This is a genomic window from Labrenzia sp. THAF35 (assembly GCF_009363595.1).
GTDB classification, from domain to species: Bacteria; Pseudomonadota; Alphaproteobacteria; order Rhizobiales; family Stappiaceae; genus Roseibium; species Roseibium algicola.
Genome location: NZ_CP045380.1, coordinates 40,439 through 56,041 on the forward strand (window position 1 = coordinate 40,439; position 15,603 = coordinate 56,041).

15 protein-coding genes are annotated in these 15,603 nt (G+C 59.8%); 7 read left to right on the forward strand and 8 right to left on the reverse strand.

Features of this window, described 5'->3' with window-relative positions:
- Positions 1–34 precede the first annotated feature (34 nt).
- Positions 35–1,366 (reverse strand): dihydroorotase, encoded by a 1,332-nt coding sequence (locus FIU93_RS00220; protein ID WP_152504540.1) that lies wholly within the window; start codon positions 1,364–1,366, stop codon positions 35–37.
- Between the two features lie 195 nt (positions 1,367–1,561).
- Here FIU93_RS00220 and FIU93_RS00225 point away from each other — a divergent pair, with 195 nt between their 5' ends.
- The 5 genes from FIU93_RS00225 to FIU93_RS00245 all read left to right on the forward strand — a co-directional run bounded on the left by FIU93_RS00225 (position 1,562) and on the right by FIU93_RS00245 (position 6,270).
- Complete coding sequence (locus tag FIU93_RS00225; RefSeq protein ID WP_209010257.1) at positions 1,562–2,476, forward strand: folate-binding protein YgfZ; 915 nt, start codon at positions 1,562–1,564, stop codon at positions 2,474–2,476.
- A gap of 23 nt (positions 2,477–2,499) precedes the next feature.
- Positions 2,500–3,162 carry an HD family hydrolase gene (locus tag FIU93_RS00230; RefSeq protein WP_152504542.1) on the forward strand — a complete coding sequence of 221 codons (663 nt, stop codon included), beginning with the start codon at positions 2,500–2,502 and terminating at the stop codon, positions 3,160–3,162.
- A 54-nt stretch (positions 3,163–3,216) separates the two neighbouring features.
- Positions 3,217–3,723: a tyrosine phosphatase family protein gene (locus tag FIU93_RS00235; protein WP_023001925.1), complete on the forward strand. Its 507-nt coding sequence runs from the start codon at positions 3,217–3,219 to the stop codon at positions 3,721–3,723.
- 20 nt (positions 3,724–3,743) lie between these two features.
- Complete coding sequence (locus FIU93_RS00240) at positions 3,744–4,787, forward strand: NAD regulator (protein WP_023001926.1); 1,044 nt, start codon at positions 3,744–3,746, stop codon at positions 4,785–4,787.
- 313 nt (positions 4,788–5,100) lie between these two features.
- Positions 5,101–6,270 (forward strand): cell wall hydrolase, encoded by a 1,170-nt coding sequence (locus FIU93_RS00245; RefSeq protein ID WP_023001927.1) that lies wholly within the window; start codon positions 5,101–5,103, stop codon positions 6,268–6,270.
- 87 nt (positions 6,271–6,357) lie between these two features.
- Here the strand turns inward: FIU93_RS00245 and FIU93_RS00250 are convergent, their stop codons facing one another.
- From FIU93_RS00250 to dctP, 6 genes are all read right to left on the reverse strand, one after another.
- The gene (locus FIU93_RS00250) at positions 6,358–6,861 is read right to left on the reverse strand and encodes a YqhA family protein (RefSeq protein ID WP_055657928.1); all 504 of its coding nucleotides are present in this window, start codon (positions 6,859–6,861) and stop codon (positions 6,358–6,360) included.
- A gap of 125 nt (positions 6,862–6,986) precedes the next feature.
- Complete coding sequence (locus FIU93_RS00255) at positions 6,987–8,504, reverse strand: malonyl-CoA synthase (protein WP_152504543.1); 1,518 nt, start codon at positions 8,502–8,504, stop codon at positions 6,987–6,989.
- Positions 8,505–8,596: 92 nt separating this feature from the next.
- Positions 8,597–9,862, reverse strand: coding sequence for a malonyl-CoA decarboxylase (locus tag FIU93_RS00260; RefSeq protein ID WP_023001930.1), 1,266 nt, complete (start codon positions 9,860–9,862; stop codon positions 8,597–8,599).
- Positions 9,862–11,178, reverse strand: coding sequence for a TRAP transporter large permease (locus tag FIU93_RS00265; RefSeq protein ID WP_152504544.1), 1,317 nt, complete (start codon positions 11,176–11,178; stop codon positions 9,862–9,864). Before FIU93_RS00265 ends, FIU93_RS00260 begins: the two co-directional genes overlap by 1 nt.
- Positions 11,178–11,726, reverse strand: a complete 549-nt coding sequence (locus tag FIU93_RS00270; RefSeq protein WP_055657921.1) for a TRAP transporter small permease — start codon at positions 11,724–11,726, stop codon at positions 11,178–11,180. Before FIU93_RS00270 ends, FIU93_RS00265 begins: the two co-directional genes overlap by 1 nt.
- A gap of 75 nt (positions 11,727–11,801) precedes the next feature.
- On the reverse strand, positions 11,802–12,788 hold the full coding sequence (gene dctP / locus FIU93_RS00275; RefSeq protein ID WP_075282301.1) for a TRAP transporter substrate-binding protein DctP: 987 nt from the start codon (positions 12,786–12,788) through the stop codon (positions 11,802–11,804).
- A gap of 133 nt (positions 12,789–12,921) precedes the next feature.
- Between dctP and FIU93_RS00280 the strand changes: the two genes are divergently transcribed.
- Complete coding sequence (locus FIU93_RS00280; protein ID WP_023001934.1) at positions 12,922–13,578, forward strand: GntR family transcriptional regulator; 657 nt, start codon at positions 12,922–12,924, stop codon at positions 13,576–13,578.
- Positions 13,579–13,584: 6 nt separating this feature from the next.
- On the opposite strand, the gene FIU93_RS00285 is transcribed toward FIU93_RS00280, so the two are convergent.
- The gene (locus FIU93_RS00285; protein WP_023001935.1) at positions 13,585–14,520 is read right to left on the reverse strand and encodes a GlxA family transcriptional regulator; all 936 of its coding nucleotides are present in this window, start codon (positions 14,518–14,520) and stop codon (positions 13,585–13,587) included.
- Positions 14,521–14,922: 402 nt separating this feature from the next.
- On the opposite strand from FIU93_RS00285, the gene FIU93_RS00290 reads away from it, so the two are divergent.
- Positions 14,923–15,516 carry a HupE/UreJ family protein gene (locus tag FIU93_RS00290; protein WP_152504545.1) on the forward strand — a complete coding sequence of 198 codons (594 nt, stop codon included), beginning with the start codon at positions 14,923–14,925 and terminating at the stop codon, positions 15,514–15,516.
- The last annotated feature ends 87 nt before the right edge of the window (positions 15,517–15,603 follow it).

Genomic DNA, 15,603 nt, shown 5'->3' on the forward strand with positions numbered 1-15,603 from the left:
TTCACGCCAACGGTTCCCGCAGGAGTGGCTTTTCTCAGGCTTTCAGTCCGTCCAGGAAACGGACAGGTTCGCCACGCGAAGGTGTCGTCAGCTCGCCGTCCCACATGACGCGCTGCCCGCGGACAACAGTCCCAACCGGCCAGCCGGTAACGTCCTTGCCGTCATAAGGTGTCCAGCCGCACTTGGAGGCAATCCGCTCGTTGCGGATCGTTTCCTTGCGCTTCATGTCCACCACGGTGAAGTCGGCATCGTAGCCGACTGCGATCCGGCCCTTGAGCGCCGTCTGGAAAAGACGGGCCGGGCCTGCACTGGTCATGTCGACAAAGCGCGCGAGGCTGAGGCGACCTGCGTTGACGTGATCCAGCATGATCGGAACCAGCGTCTGCACACCGGTCATTCCGGACGGGGACGCCGGATAGGGCTTCTGCTTTTCTTCCAGAAGATGCGGGGCATGATCGGAACCGAAGATGTCGAGAATGCCCTGCTGCAAGGCCCACCAGAGACGTTCCGAGTGGCGCGGTGCACGCACCGGCGGGTTCATCTGAACCAGCGTACCCAGCCGGTGGTAGGCTTCGTCCGTCAATGTCAGGTGGTGCGGCGTCACCTCGATGGAGGCGACATCCTTGTGGTCGATCAGGAAATCGACCTCCTCTGCCGTAGACAGATGCAGAATGTGGATCTTGGCGCCGGTTTCGCGCGCAATGCCCACAAGACGCTGGGTGCACTGAAGCGCTGCGATCTCGTCACGCCAGATCGGATGGGAGCTTGGGTCGCCTTCAACACGTTCTCCCTGGCGTTCGCGCAGACGGAATTCGTCCTCGGAGTGGAAGGCCGCCCGGCGGCGGGTTACGGACAGGATTTCCTTCACGCCCTGGTCGTCTTCCACCAGAAGGTCGCCGGTGGAAGACCCCATGAACACCTTGATGCCCGCTGCCGCCGGCAGTCGTTCCAGGTCAGGAATGTCCTTGACGTTATCCCGCGTACCGCCGACCCAGAAGGCAAAGTCGCAGTGCATGCGGTGGTGTCCGCGCCGCACCTTGTCCGCAAGGGCTGCCTCGGAAGTCGTCAGCGGATTGGTGTTCGGCATCTCGAAGACCGCGGTGACACCGCCCATGACGGCAGCACGGGAACCGGATTCCAGGTCTTCCTTGTGGTCGAGACCGGGCTCGCGGAAATGCACCTGGGTGTCCATGACGCCCGGCAGGACATGCAGGCCCGTGCAATCGACCGTTTCGCCTGCCTGTGAAGCGTCGAAGGAGCCTATGCCGACAATCCGGCCGCCGCGAACAGCGACATCACGCTGCCCCTCGCCGTCCTGATTGACTACGGTTCCGCCCTTCAGGATCAGGTCATAGGTCGCGCTCATGTGGCTCCTCCGCGTTAATTCGGGTCTGTCGGCAGGTCTATTTAACGGGCTTATACGCGGCCCGGCCGCAAAGAACCAGACAGGGGTCGACAGATTCAGAACCTTGCCCACGGTGGGGAAAGCGCCTATGTGGCACTCAAGTGAAACTGGCCAGTCAACCTGTCTGAAACAGTCATCCGTTCCATGGAGCCTGCCGTGTCGACCCTGTCCTATGCCCACCTGTCCGACCGCTCGTTGATCCGCGTTGGCGGTGCCGAGGCACAGCATTTCCTGCAAAACCTGGTGACGGCAGATATCGACGGCATGACGGAAGGTAGCGCTCGCGCAGGTGCCCTGCTGACGCCCCAGGGCAAGATCCTGTTCGATTTCCTGATTTACCGCGTCGAAACCGGGTATCTGCTGGATGCCCCATCAGCAACGGCAGCCGACCTTCTGAAACGGCTGACATTCTATCGGCTGCGGGCAAAGGTGGAACTGGAACTGCTGCCGGAAGACATCGGTGTGATTGCGGTTTGGGACGACACATCGGAAGCGGGCAACGCTTCGAACTTTGGTCTGGAGGCAACCCTGGCCTGCGTCACGGATCCGCGGCTGCCAGCGCTCGGGATGCGCATTTCCGGTTCAGTGGCTGATGTTTCCGCAATGCTCGACGGTTCACCCGCGGACGTTGCAGCCTATGATCTTCACCGCATTTCAAAAGGCGTGCCGGAAGGTCTGAAAGACTACGACTACTCGGATATTTTCCCTCACGATGCCGATCTAGATCAGCTTGGCGGTGTCTCCTTTTCCAAGGGATGTTACGTCGGCCAGGAAGTGGTTTCGCGCATGCAGCACCGGGGCAGCGCCCGCAAGCGGTTCGTTCAGATCGAAAGCGGCGCGATGCTCCCCGAAAAGGGCGCCGATATCATGGCCGGCGGCAAATCCGTTGGGGCGCTCGGGTCCAGTGCCGGTACCGGTGACAGCGCTGTGGGCCTTGCCCTGCTCCGTCTTGACAAGGTTGCCCAAGCCAAGGACAACGGCATCCCTCTGCAATGCGGTGACGCGGAGATTCTGGTCAAGGTGCCCGACTGGGCATCGTTTTCCTTGCCGGAGCCCAGCACCGCGGACTGAAACCGCGAGACCTTTGAGGACCGATGGCCTCTGCCCGAACCGACCAGCCCCCGCGCGCCTGGCAGCGCATGTTGTCCGGCAGACGGCTCAATCTTCTGGACCCCTCACCGCTCGACGTCGAGATCACCGACATCGCCCATGGCCTTGCCCGTGTCGCCCGCTGGAACGGACAGACCTATGGCAACCATGCCTTCTCGGTCGCGGAACATTCGCTGATCGTTGAAGACATCGCCATGATGCTGAAACCGGACCTGCCGCCGCACTGGCGCCTGGCTGTTCTGCTGCATGATGCGCCGGAATATGTCATCGGCGACATGATATCCCCCTTCAAGTCCGTCATCGGTGAAGCCTACAAGGGGGTGGAATCCCGCCTGCAGGGGGCAATCCACCTGCGGTTCGGTCTGCCTGCGGCAATTCCCGTGGCCGTGAAGAAGCTCGCAAAGCGCGCCGACATCATCTGTGCCTATTTCGAGGCGGTGGAACTGGCCGGTTTCGACGAAGACGAAGCTGCCAAGATTTTCGGCAAGCCACGTGGTTTTCCGCTCGATGCGAACGGCAAGTTGCGTTACGGCCTTGAGCCTCTGCCGGTGAAATCTGCCCAGGAAATGTTCATGCAGCGCTTTGAAGAGATCGAAGCCCTGCGCGAAGCTGGGAACAACCCGAAAAGCAGACAAGCTAACGGGTGACCTTGCCCACGAATGACCCTAGTTTATTGACGGATACGAAGAACCGGTTCTGTCATGCTGCACGTTTGTTCCCTGTCGAAATTGCCCGAAACGGTGGTCTCCACCGGCGCCAAATCCGTGATCACCCTGATCAACGCCGAAATGAGCGTGCCGACACCCGTCGGTATCTTGCCGGAACGCCATCTGTTTCTTGCCTTCAACGACATTGTAACGCCGGTGAAGGGGCTGGTTCCGGCCAGTGAAAGGCAAGTGGAGGCTTTTCTGTCCTTCGTGAGATCCTGGGACCGGCAGGAACCGCTGGTGATACACTGCTGGGCAGGCATCAGCCGCTCGACGGCCGGTGCCTATGTGGCAGCTTGTGCGCTCAACCCGAATGCGGATGAATACGATCTTGCGAAGATCCTTCGGACGCGGTCGCCGTCGGCCACACCGAACGCCCGGATTGTTGCGATGGGCGACAAGATCCTCGGCCGTGATGGCCGCATGATCGACGCGATCCGGGGCATCGGCCGCGGTGCAAATGCCTTTGAAGGCAACCCCTTTGTCATGCCGATCGACTGACGACCGACCACGGAGACGCAATGCCCCACCGGCAAGCCAATATTGAAATCGGATTGAATGCCGTCATCGTATCGGTTGCCGGAGGCCTGCCCCAGATCGTTCACGTGAACGATGCGAAGGAGGCCAGTACACAGACAGGCCAGAAAACCGGAGCAGAGAGCGGCACGAACGCGCCGGGTGAGGCAACACTCGACAGCCTTCCGTTTGGTCCATTCGACCCGATCCGTCACCGCACCTTCGAAATCGGCCTGCGTTCCTGGGTGGAAAACCAGACCGCGCTGAGGTTGGGATACGTCGAACAGCTTTACACCTTCGGCGACCGTGGCCGGCACCGGGTCTTCGGTGATGAAGGACCGCATGTGGTTTCGGTCGGATATCTGGCTTTGACACGTCAGACCCCGGATTCGGAAAGCATGCTTCTGCGGCACGATTCGGCATGGCGCTCCTGGTACGACTATTTTCCCTGGGAAGACTGGCGCACCGGGCGTCCCGATGTCCTGGATCGGGACATTCTGCCGGCTCTCGACGCCTGGTCCAGCGAACCGCCGCCTTCGGGTGAGCCGCCCAAACCACTTGGGCGTCAGGAACGGGTACGGCTTGCCTTTGGCACCGGCGGGACTTCCTGGGATGAAGAAAGGGCGCTGGAGCGGTTCGAACTTCTTTATGAGGCTGGCCTCGTCGAAGAAGCCCGGACCGATGGACGGCCAGCGGCCCTGCGGCGGTCAAACCTGCCTTTTCTCGGCGCGTCGATGCGCTTCGACCACCGCCGGGTGCTGGCGACAGCCATTTCCCGGTTGCGCGGCAAGTTGAAATACCGGCCGGTGATCTTCGAACTGATGCCGGAGACTTTCACGCTCACCGAGCTTCAAACCTCTGTCGAGGCCATTTCTGGACGTCATCTGCACAAGCAGAATTTCCGCCGCCTGGTAGAAAACGCCGACCTTGTTGAACCGACCGGTGCAACGTCGACCGCGACCGGGGGCCGCCCGGCCGCCCTGTTCCGGTTCCGCCATCAATTGTTGAGCGAACGGCCTGCCCCCGGGCTTCGTGTAGGCGGACGCTGACGGCTTTCTGCGATTTTTTTCGACACGGCCATTAAAGTTAAGTCCTTAGTAATATTAACCATAACTCCTCCTATCGGCGCGAAAACTTCCACGATTTTCCACGAATTCCAGTCTTATTAACGCTCTTTCAAGGTTAAGCAGACATCTTCAATTTCAGCGTCGTTGTTTACACAGCGTTCACGCTGTTCGTCCGGCGTTTTCGGGACGATGTGTAACGAGTTGGAGTTGGCTGCGTATGTCTGGCCTTAAGTCCCGCAACGGAAAGCGGTTTTCTTCTAAAGTGACACAAGATTTCGGCCCGGTCCGTGCGCGTATGCGACGGCTCAAATATGTTCTTGTTGCCTGCCCACTGGTCTGGCTCGGTATCGGCGGATCGGTTGGAAACCAGGACATCTTTTCGCTCGTCAACTCACGCAAGGCGGAATCGCCGCGCTGGATGATGTATCTTGAGCCAGCGAATTTCACGACGAAGGTTGCACCGAAACTGGCGCTCGGCACGACGCCGGTACCCGACCATATCTCTGCACCGATCCTGACACTGACGTCGGCAGATGAGGATTTCGAGGCCAGGCCACTCGTCGGTTTTGAAGAGGTCGCCATGAACGCCAGGCCGACCGAAGTGCCCGACACGATCCTCACCAACAGCACCGCCAAAAGCGACCGCTTGATCACGATGGCGCCGGACCGCCAGATGGTCGACAGGGCAGCCGGCAATCTCTACGCCATGTCGAGCCTGATCTCGACGGAGAAGAAACACGAGGATCTGCCGCGCGTCGCCTTCGTCAAGGCACAGCCGCTCAACTCCCAGGAAACCAGCATGCTCGCCAGCAACGGTAAGGATGGTTTCCCGGAAGGTGGGCCGTTGGACCTGCAAAAGGTCATGATGGCGCGCAATGCCGCTGCCGCCAGCTTCTCCCTCGTTTCCGCCTACGCTCCTGAAAGCGTGAAGGAAACCAAGGAACCCTTCGACGCGCTGTTCGGCGCTGCCATGTACGAGCAGGAGCTGCCGCCGCCGGAAGATCCCGACAACCCGCATTGGTGGGCGCAAAAGCCGCTGCCGCTGTCCGTTGGAGACAAGAAAGAGCAGCGCTGCCTTGCCGAGGCCATCTACTTCGAAGCTCGCGGTGAAAGCGAAGATGGCCAGGTGGCCGTCGCACAGGTCGTGTTGAACCGGGTCAAGAACCCGGCCTACCCGGACAGCATCTGCGGCGTCGTTTACCAGAACCGCCACAAACGCAACCGCTGCCAGTTCTCCTTTGCCTGCGATGGTATCAAGGATCGCATTTCCAGCCCGACCGCCTGGGCAACCGCCCAGAAGCTGGCAAGGGATGTCGCTGACGGCAAGCGCTATTCGAAGATGGTCGACGCTTCGACACACTATCATGCGACCTACGTCAACCCGCGGTGGGCGAAGTCCATGGCAAAACGCGGCAAAGTCGGCCTGCACATCTTTTACAAGACCTACGCCGGCGGCTGGAACTGATCCTGCCGCCCAGGGCCTTCTCCACGTCCTTCTTCGGCCTGCTCGTGCCATAGGCATCCTCAGACGCCTGTGGCCCGTGCTTTCCCGTCAGTCGCTCGACTTGAAGACGTTGGTGACCACATAGGTTGCCAGAAGGACGAGATGAAACCCCAGAAGGGCGGCAACCTGAAGCGGTGTGGTCTGGGAAAATTCCAGAAGTTCGCTCAACACGTGGATCGATGAGATGATGATGATCGTCGAGACGATCCGGTGCTTCATCCGCCTGTAGGCCTTCTCGCCCTGCTGGATGTAGTCATCGCCCTGCACAAGCGCCTTCAGCCGGAAGGTGTTGTAGGTGTTGGTCGCCACCATGATCACCAGATTGGCGATGAACACCATGTCGAGCAGATTGAGTATCAGCAGAATCGTCTTCTTTCGATCCAGAAACTCGAAGCTCTGGATCGCGTCGTAGATATCGACGAAGAAGGTGACGAGAAACAGCACCATGGCAACAGACAGACCGGCCAGGATCGGAACCTGCGCGTAACGGGTCAGCCTGATTACCGGGTCGCTTGCCGGGATCTTGCGGTCTTCGTTCTCACGTTCGCTCATGTGCCTGCCCCGACTGTCCTTCTTCAGAGCTAGCACGAGTATGGATTGCAGACCAACCCGGAAGGTCGGCCTGCAAACCGCAATCACGGCCGGCATCTAACGCCGGCCGGATCAAACGGCTGAGATCAAGCGGTTGCGAAAGTGTCCTTGAACTGCTCGCGAAGAACGTTCTTCTGCACCTTGCCCATGGTGTTGCGCGGCAGGCTGTCGACCAGAACAAGCTTCCGCGGATGCTTGAAACGGGCGAGCGATGTTCCGGCAACAGCAAGGATCGCGTCCAGATCGGGCGTTTCCGGGCTATCCGGCACCACTAGGCCCAGCACTGTTTCTCCGAAATCGGAATGCGGCACACCAATGACGGCGCTTTCCCGAACCCCGGGCTGGGCATCCAGGATCAACTCAATCTCCTTCGGGTAGATGTTGTAGCCGCCGGAAATGATCAGGTCCTTGTTGCGCCCGACGATATGGACATAGCCGTCTGCGTCGATCATCCCGAGATCACCGGTGATGAAGAAGCCGTCCTCCCGCAATTCGGCAGCGGTCTTCTCCGGCATCTGCCAATACCCCTTGAAGACGTTCGGGCCGCGCACCTCTATCTGGCCAACCGTTTCGGCCGGCAACGTGTCGCCTGTCGCGGGGGCCGTGATCTTCAGCTCCACGCCCGGAAGCGGGAAACCGACCGTCCCGGCGCGGCGCTCGCCTTCATACGGGTTGGAGGTATTCATGTTGGTTTCGGTCATGCCGTATCGCTCCAGGATCCGGTGACCGGTCCTTTCCTCGAACTGCCGGTGCGTTTCGGCAAGCAGCGGCGCGCTTCCGGAAATGAACAGCCGCATGCCCTTTGTGAGGTCCGCCGTAAAACGCTCGTCCTGAAGCAGTCGGGTGTAGAATGTCGGCACACCCATCATTGTCGTTGCCTTGGGCATAAGATCGATCATGGCGTCGAGATCGAATTTCGGCAGGAACAGGATGGCGCCACCAGCGGCCAGCGACACGTTGGTCGCAACGAAAAGCCCGTGTGTGTGGAAGATCGGCAAGGCATGCAGCAGCACATCGTTCTCGGTGAAGCGCCAGAGTTCCGCCAGGGTGGCGGCATTCGACAACAGGTTCGCCTGTGTCAGCATTGCCCCCTTGGACCGCCCTGTCGTGCCGGAAGTGTAAAGGAAAGCGGCCAGATCGTCCGGCGCCCGTTCCACTGTTGCAAATTCGGAGGGTTTGGCTTTGGCCTGATCCGTCAGCGACCCGCTTCCGTCAGCGTTGAGCGTCTCGAGGCGGGCGCCGAGTTTCGAGACGACAGGGTCCAGCAAGGTCTTGCTGCCACCGTCACAGACCACGGTCCTGGCGCCGCTGTTTTCGATAAAGTAGCTGAGCTCATCGACGGTGTAGGCCGTATTGAGCGGCAGGAACACGATCCCCGCCTGGGCACAGGCCGCGTAAAGAGCCAGAGACGTGGCTGACTTTTCGACCTGGGCGGCGAGACGGTCGCCAGCCACCATGCCGTTGTCGGTCAGAACATGGGCAATCTGCGCCGCGCTTTCCAGAAACGCCGCATGGGTCAGGATGGAGCCGTCCTGAAAGATCAGAAAGGGAGTGTTCTTGCCGGCATGCTTTCCGAACAGTTGGTCGTAGAGTGGGTTTGTCATCTATGGGGCTCCTGGATCAGCAGGCTTTCGATCTAACCTTGCAAGGCCAAAAAGCTGATCGATTCTATATTGTTAGAGCTTATTAGCCGCATTCAGTTCAGTGCGGATAGCTCTAAAGTGAACGCATTTTCTCCAGCAGTGCTGAGTGATTTGATTTCAGATGAAGCGGCAATTGTCCGGGTCGAAGCGAACCTCTCATGGTTCTGGGTTACCTTCTCCAGATCATAGAGATAATTGACCATGACGCCGGCAGACTGCTTCATTCCCTTGTCGGAAAGATCCGCGCCTGCGTGCACCTGGTGAACCAATGCGCCGTTGCCAAGGTGGAAGCGGGCGACAGGGTCCAGCGGCAGACCGTCTTTGCGCTTTGCGGTCATCAGGTACCGGGCTGCAAGCTTGCGCAAGGTATCCTCGTCGGCAGAGCCGTGGTCGATCCCCTCGCCTTCCAGCCAGCGGACCAGCCCCGGGATCGGCGACAAGGTGACGAATGTCTTGAGCTTGGGCAGCTCAAGCGACAAATCCGCGGCCACCTGTTTGATAAGCGAGTTGCCGAAGGAAATGCCGGCAAGGCCGGCCTGGCAGTTGGAGATCGAATAAAACACCGCGGTATCCGCCGTATCTGCTTCGATCTGGGTTCTGTTTTCGGCAAGAAGACCCTGGATGGAGCCTGGAATTCCCTTTGTCAGGGCAACTTCAACGAAGATCAGCGGCTCGTCCGGCATTGCCGGATGCAGAAACGCGAAGCACCGCCTGTCGACAGGTTCCAGACGCCGGCGAAGATCGCTCCAGCTGTCGATCGCGTGAACGGCTTCGTAGGCGATGATCTTTTCCAGAAGCTGGGCCGGGCTTTCCCAATTGATCGGCCGAAGCACCAGGAAGCCGCGATTGAACCAGCTGGCAAACAGATGCCGGAAGTCCAGATCAAGCGCCTGAAGGGCATCATCGCCCTTGCTGAGGCGCAACAGGTCCTCGCGCATGCCGACCAGAAGCCGGGTTGCATCCGGAACCTGGTTGAGCCGTCGGATCAGTTCCTGCCGCGGAGGTTCGACAGCCTCCATGAATTCGCGGTAACTGGCCTTCGACTGCCCCTTCTCATAATGCTCCAACGCCGATCTGACAGCCGGAGCCGATACGGCCAGACCGTCCGCGAGATGACGGAAGAAGGCACGTTTTTCCTCGTCATTGAGAGCGCCATACCGGCTGAGGATCTGCCGGGCAAGATTTTGCCCGGAGACCTCCCCGGTTGCACCGATCAGATCGGCGACGAGCGCCTCGAGCGGACGGTCATCCGCCTTGTCCGCCCCCTTCGACAGGTATCTTCGTTCGAAAACGGTCGTCAGCAGATCGGCCAGAAACATCACCGCGCTTCTCCCATCACCACGTCCGGCAGCCAGGTGGCCAGTTCCGGAAACAGACAGAGGATGACGATCGCCACGAACATGCACGCCACGAATGGCAGGGACCCGGTGAGGATCGTCTTCAAGGAAATGTCCGGAGCGATGCCGTTGATCACGTAGAGGTTCAACCCGACCGGAGGAGAGATCAGACCGATCTCCATGTTGATGGTCAGGACAACCGCGAACCAGATCGGATCGAAGCCGGCTGTGGTGATGATCGGCAGCAGGATCGGTGCCGCCATCAGGATCACCGCGACGGGCGGCAGGAAGAACCCGGCAATCAGCAGGAAGACGTTGATTGCCGCCATCAGGATCCAGCGGTTGACGGACAGCGTACCGATCCATTCTGCAATCGCCTGCGTGATGAAAAGCGACGACAGCATGTAGGAGAAGACACCGGCTGCCGCGATGATGAAGAGGATCATCACGCTTTCCCGTGTGCTGTCGCGCAGCACCGTCCAGAGCAGTTTCGGGCTCCAGAGCCGGTAGATGATGACCGCGATCAGCAGACAGAGCAGAGCGCCGACGGCAGCGGTTTCAGACGGTGTCGCGATGCCGCCGTACATTGCATAGAGCACACCCAGAATAATGAGCATGAACGGCAGGACGCGCGGCAGGATCTCGAACTTTTCCGCCCAGGAATAGTTGCCCGCGCTGAGCACGCTGGCATTGCCGCTGCGCCAGGTCGAATAGAGCGACCAGGCCATGAAGAGGCCCATCAGCATCAGGCCGGGAATGACACCTGCCAGGAACAGACGACCGATCGAGGTTTCGGTTGAAATGCCGTAGACGATCATCGTGACGGACGGCGGGATCAGGATGCCGAGCGTGCCGCCCGCGGCGATGGAACCGGCGGCGACACCATCCGGATAACCGCGCTTGCGCATTTCTGGAATACCCATCTTGCCGATGGCCGCACAGGTGGCGGGTGAAGACCCGGACATGGCAGCGAACAGGGCGCATGCACCGAGGTTCGAGACGACCAGTCCACCGGGTACCCGGGTGAGCCAGCGTTCCAAAGCTTCGTAGAGATCGGCCCCCGCACGAGTGGAGGCGATGGAGGCGCCCATGATGATAAACATGGGGATCGACAGAAGGGCGAAGTTATCAAGTTTGCCGAACAGGATTTCGGGCATCAGTTCGAGCGACCGGAAGCCGTCGAATGCCAGCAGGAAGCCGGCGGACACGATCAACAGACCGATCGCAACGGAAATGCCGGAGAAGAGGATCAGGATGGTGGCGACCGCCACCAGTGCGCCGAGCAGCAGGGGATCCATTATTTGTCCTCCAGACCGAAGGGTTTGTCGATACCGATGAGAACCGCGTAAAGATCTGCGGCGAGCTGCAGCAACAGCAGCCCGAATCCAACGGGGATCGACAGATACGGGATCCAGAGCCTGACGCCCCAGACAGTGTCTGAGGTCCAGCCCTTCGACCAGGCGAGGTACCAGAACTCAGTGCCGTAAAAGAGCATCATCGCCATGACCAGGATCGAGATCGACAGCGTGATGCAGGCCAGCACGAAGCGGGCACGTGGTGCCAGCGACAGGGGAAACAGGTCGACATTGACGTGCCCCCGGAGGCGCTGAACGTAAGGCAGCCCCACAAGGGTTGCGGCGATGACCAGATAAATGACCGTTTCGGTCTGCCAGACGGTGGAAGCGTTGAGCACGAGGCGCACGAAGATCATCTGGCAAGTGACGACGACGGCGACAACGATCATCGCTGCCGCACACCAGCCGGCCACGGTCGAAATCGCTGCGACAACGCGCAAGAAGGGGTTGCTGCCGGCATGCGCTACCGCAGCCGTACTGTGGCCCGCCATGGGTCACTCCTTGAAATGAGGTCCTTTGGAACAGGTTTCGGGGCGGCTTTCAGGCCGCCCCGCAAGTTCAGTCGCTTATTCGACGGCGAATGCCAGATCGAGAAGCTGCTGACCGTTCGGGGTTTCTTCCACGAACGCCTTGTAGGAGGTTTCCTTGGCAAGAGCCCGCCAGGCATCGAAGTCCGCTGCGGTCATTTCGGCGATTTCGACACCGTTCTCACGGAAGACTTCTGCAGAGGCCGCATCTTCCTTCTTGGCTTCTTCGAGATAGAAAGCCTGCGCCTTTTCAGAAGCCGCCAGCAGCGCTTTTTGCTGGTCTTCGGTCAGGCTGTCGAACTTGGCCTTGTTCATCAGGAGCGGCTGGTACATGAACCAGAGCGCATATTCGCCAGCCGGGGTGTAGCAGGACACCTGCTCGTAAATGCGATAGCTGACGAAGGAAGAGGACGAGGTGTTGACCGCGTCCAGAACACCGGACTGCATGGCATTGTAGACTTCCGAAGACGCCATCGAGGCAATCGAGGCGCCTGCGCCTGCAAGCATCTGCTCAAAGGCCTTGCCCGCAGCGCGGGTCTGAAGGCCCGGCATGTCTTCCGGCTTGGTGATGCACTTGTCCTTGGCTGCAAAGCCGCCGGCCAGATAACCGTGCACCAGCACGATCACATCGTCCTCGGCCATGATTCCCTCAATGGCCTCCATGAACGGGCTTTCGTTCATGCGGGCCGCATGGTCATGGTTTTTCACCAGACCCGGCATCAGGGTGAGGTTATAGGCAGGTTGCTGGCCACCGGCATAGCTGAGCGGCAGAACGGTCATGTCAAGCAGACCGCGAGACAGCGGCTTATACTGTTCGCGCGCCTTCAAAAGCGACTGGGACGGGAAAATCTTGATGTCGAGATCGACACCGGCCGCCGCCACGTCGTCGGCAACCATCTGGGCCACCTTGTGGCGAACGTCGCCGGTGGACCACTGGTGAGACAGGCGCAGCTCGGTCGCGTTGGCGGTGAGCGCGCTGGCGAAAAGCGTCACGGCAGCAACCGACGCTGAGAATTTGAAGTTCATTTTTTCCTCCCTGATGGTTCCGGACGGGAACCGGAGTTTGATCTTACCCTCATGTGATGTTTTTCTGTCAAGTCATTTTGTATACAAGATCGACAATATTGCGCGCGAAAAACTCCTATGCTAAATGCGAAACATGGAAAGAAAACGATCCGACCGCATCGCGGATGCGCTTGAAGGGCTGATTTTCGACGGCACTTTCGCCGATGGCGACAGGCTGGACGAGGTTCAGCTTGCCGGCCGGTTTTCGGTTTCCAGAACACCGGTCCGGGAAGCCCTTCACAGGCTTTCCCAGTCCGGTCTGGTCGTGCAGATACCCCGCCGCGGTGTCTTCGTCCGGCAACCCGGCCCGGTGGAACTGATCGAAATGTTCGAAGTGATGGCAGAGCTGGAAGCCGTGAGTGCGCGCCTGGCTGCCGCGCGTATTTCCGAATCTGCCCTTGCTGATCTTCACGCTGCGAACGAGCGTTGCAAACACGCCGTCGAGGCGCAGGACACGGATGGCTACTATCTGGAAAACGAACAATTCCACGCCATCATCTACCGTCAGTCAGGCAACCGTTTTCTGGAGCAGGAATGCCTTCGCCTTCAACGGCGTCTGCAGCCCTTCCGAAGGGTGCAGCTGCGCGTGCGCGGGCGCATGAAACAATCCATGGCCGAACATGAAGACGTCGTTGCCGCCATCGAGGCTGCCGACGGTGAACGGGCGGCGGCTGCCATCCGTCGGCACGTTTCCGTACAGGGCGAAAAATTCCATCACCTGATGGCAAGCCTGAAGCCCGCAGCCGAGTAAGTCCTGCTAGAATTCGAAAACCCGGCCATGCTGCTGACGGTCCGCGGCAGGACTTGTGCCGAGGGCTGACCGGTAGCGTTTCGAAAAATGGGATGCGCTGGCAAAGCCGCAGGCCATCGCGATGTCGATCATGCGCATTGAGGTGCGGCAGACGAGTTGGCGGGCAATGTCCAGACGAACCTTGGCGTAATATTCCTGCGGGCTGCACTTCAGATATTTCTGGAATTCACGCTGCAACTGGCGGGGGCTGACGTCCAGTTTCTGCGCGATTTCCTGCAAGGAGAGCGGCTCGACGACGTTTTCCGTCATCAGGGCGATGCTGCTGCGCACCCGCTGCGAGACGGATTCCAGATCATCACGCATGTGCTTGTGCTGCCGCTCATTGCCACTGCGCCAGTCGTGATGAAGGGCAATTTCGGCGACGTCCGCAGCAACTGCGCCGCCGTGGACCTGGGCCACGAAGCCGATCATCAGATCGAGCGCGGAGGTTCCCCCGGCGCAGGTCATGTACTTGCCGTCCGTCTGAATGAGACTGTCCACCAGCCGCGCATCCGGGAACCGCTCCTTGAAGAAATCGGCATATTCCCAGTGGATCGTACAGTTCCTGTTGTCCAGCAGGCCGAAGTCGGCCAACACATAGGCACCAGTGCAAATGCCTGCGATCCGGCTGGAGCGGTTGGCCAATTTCCGGATGGCAACCTTCTGGGCCAGTGTCAGCCCAATGCGTTCCACATCGTCACTGCTGCAGACCGCAAGAAGGTCCGGCCGTTCGACATCGCCGATGGCGCAGTCAGCCCGTATGGTGCTGCCGTTGCTGGCAACGGCGTCGCTGCCGTCCAGACTGCAGCAGCGATATGTGAAGGCCTTGCGTTTCAACACCTTGTTCGCGATCCGCAGAGGCTCGATTGCAGAGGCAAAGGAGAGCAGGGAAAAATTTCTCATGAGCAGAAAGCAGATCTCGACGGTTCGCGAGGCAAGCGCCTCTCCGCCGTCATCCCCTTCGCTTCGGCCGGGGGCCGGAGAGGATTTCCGCCCTGGGGAAACTTGTGCTTCGTCCAATCTAGCGCTCACAGGTATCCTGCCTTCACCATCTTCATCGGCTCGAACCGATCTTGAAGAACCTTCGGCCGAAAATTTAGCAGCCTGAAAAGCTGCTCCCTATCGGGAAACCGGACTACATTGTCGCAGTTCTTCCGTTGCGCTACCCGGCACACGCCTCACGAAAGAGACCGCCGTTGTGGTTTACAGGCTCCCAGAATCATCGATAGTACACGGGTCTTGAGCTCTTCATGAACGGTGCGACCCATCCCGGGGCACCGGAGTGACCAACCGAAGGAACATTTCATGCTCTACCGCCTCGGCCTTGCCACCGCATTCGGCCTGTTGACCGCCTCTCCCGCCCTTGCCCATCTGGATCCGTCCGAACACGGCTCCTTTGCCGCCGGCTTTACGCATCCACTGTTCGGTACCGATCACGTGCTGGCGATGATTGCCGTTGGTCTTTGGGCCGCCCTTCTTGGCGGGCGCGCCGTCTGGGCTCTGCCGACCGCCTTCGTCGGTGCGATGATCGTCGGATTCCTGCTCTCGCTTGCCGGCGTTCCGCTGCCCTACGTCGAACCGTTCATTCTGACATCGGTCGTGGTTCTGGGTGTCGTTGTCGCCCTTGCCTTGCGCCTGCCACTTGGCGTGTGTGCGGCACTGGTGGGGGTGTTCGGCATTTGTCACGGCCATGCCCACGGCGGTGAAATCGGCTCGGCTGGCGAACTTTTCTATGCCGGTGGCTTTGTTTTGGCGACAGCGCTCCTGCATGCGGCCGGGCTCCTGATCGGCTACGGCGCCAATGTGGCCACCCGGAACGATCCCGCCTGGGCACCACGCATCATTCGCAGCCTGGGTGTGCTGACGGCACTCGGCGGCTTGTATCTTGCAGCAGCGTGACTTCGGTGACTGATTAAATCAGCCGCGACTGTCGTCCCCTGCTCACCCTCATCTGAGCGTGCGCGCAGCGCTGTTTCGAAGGATGGC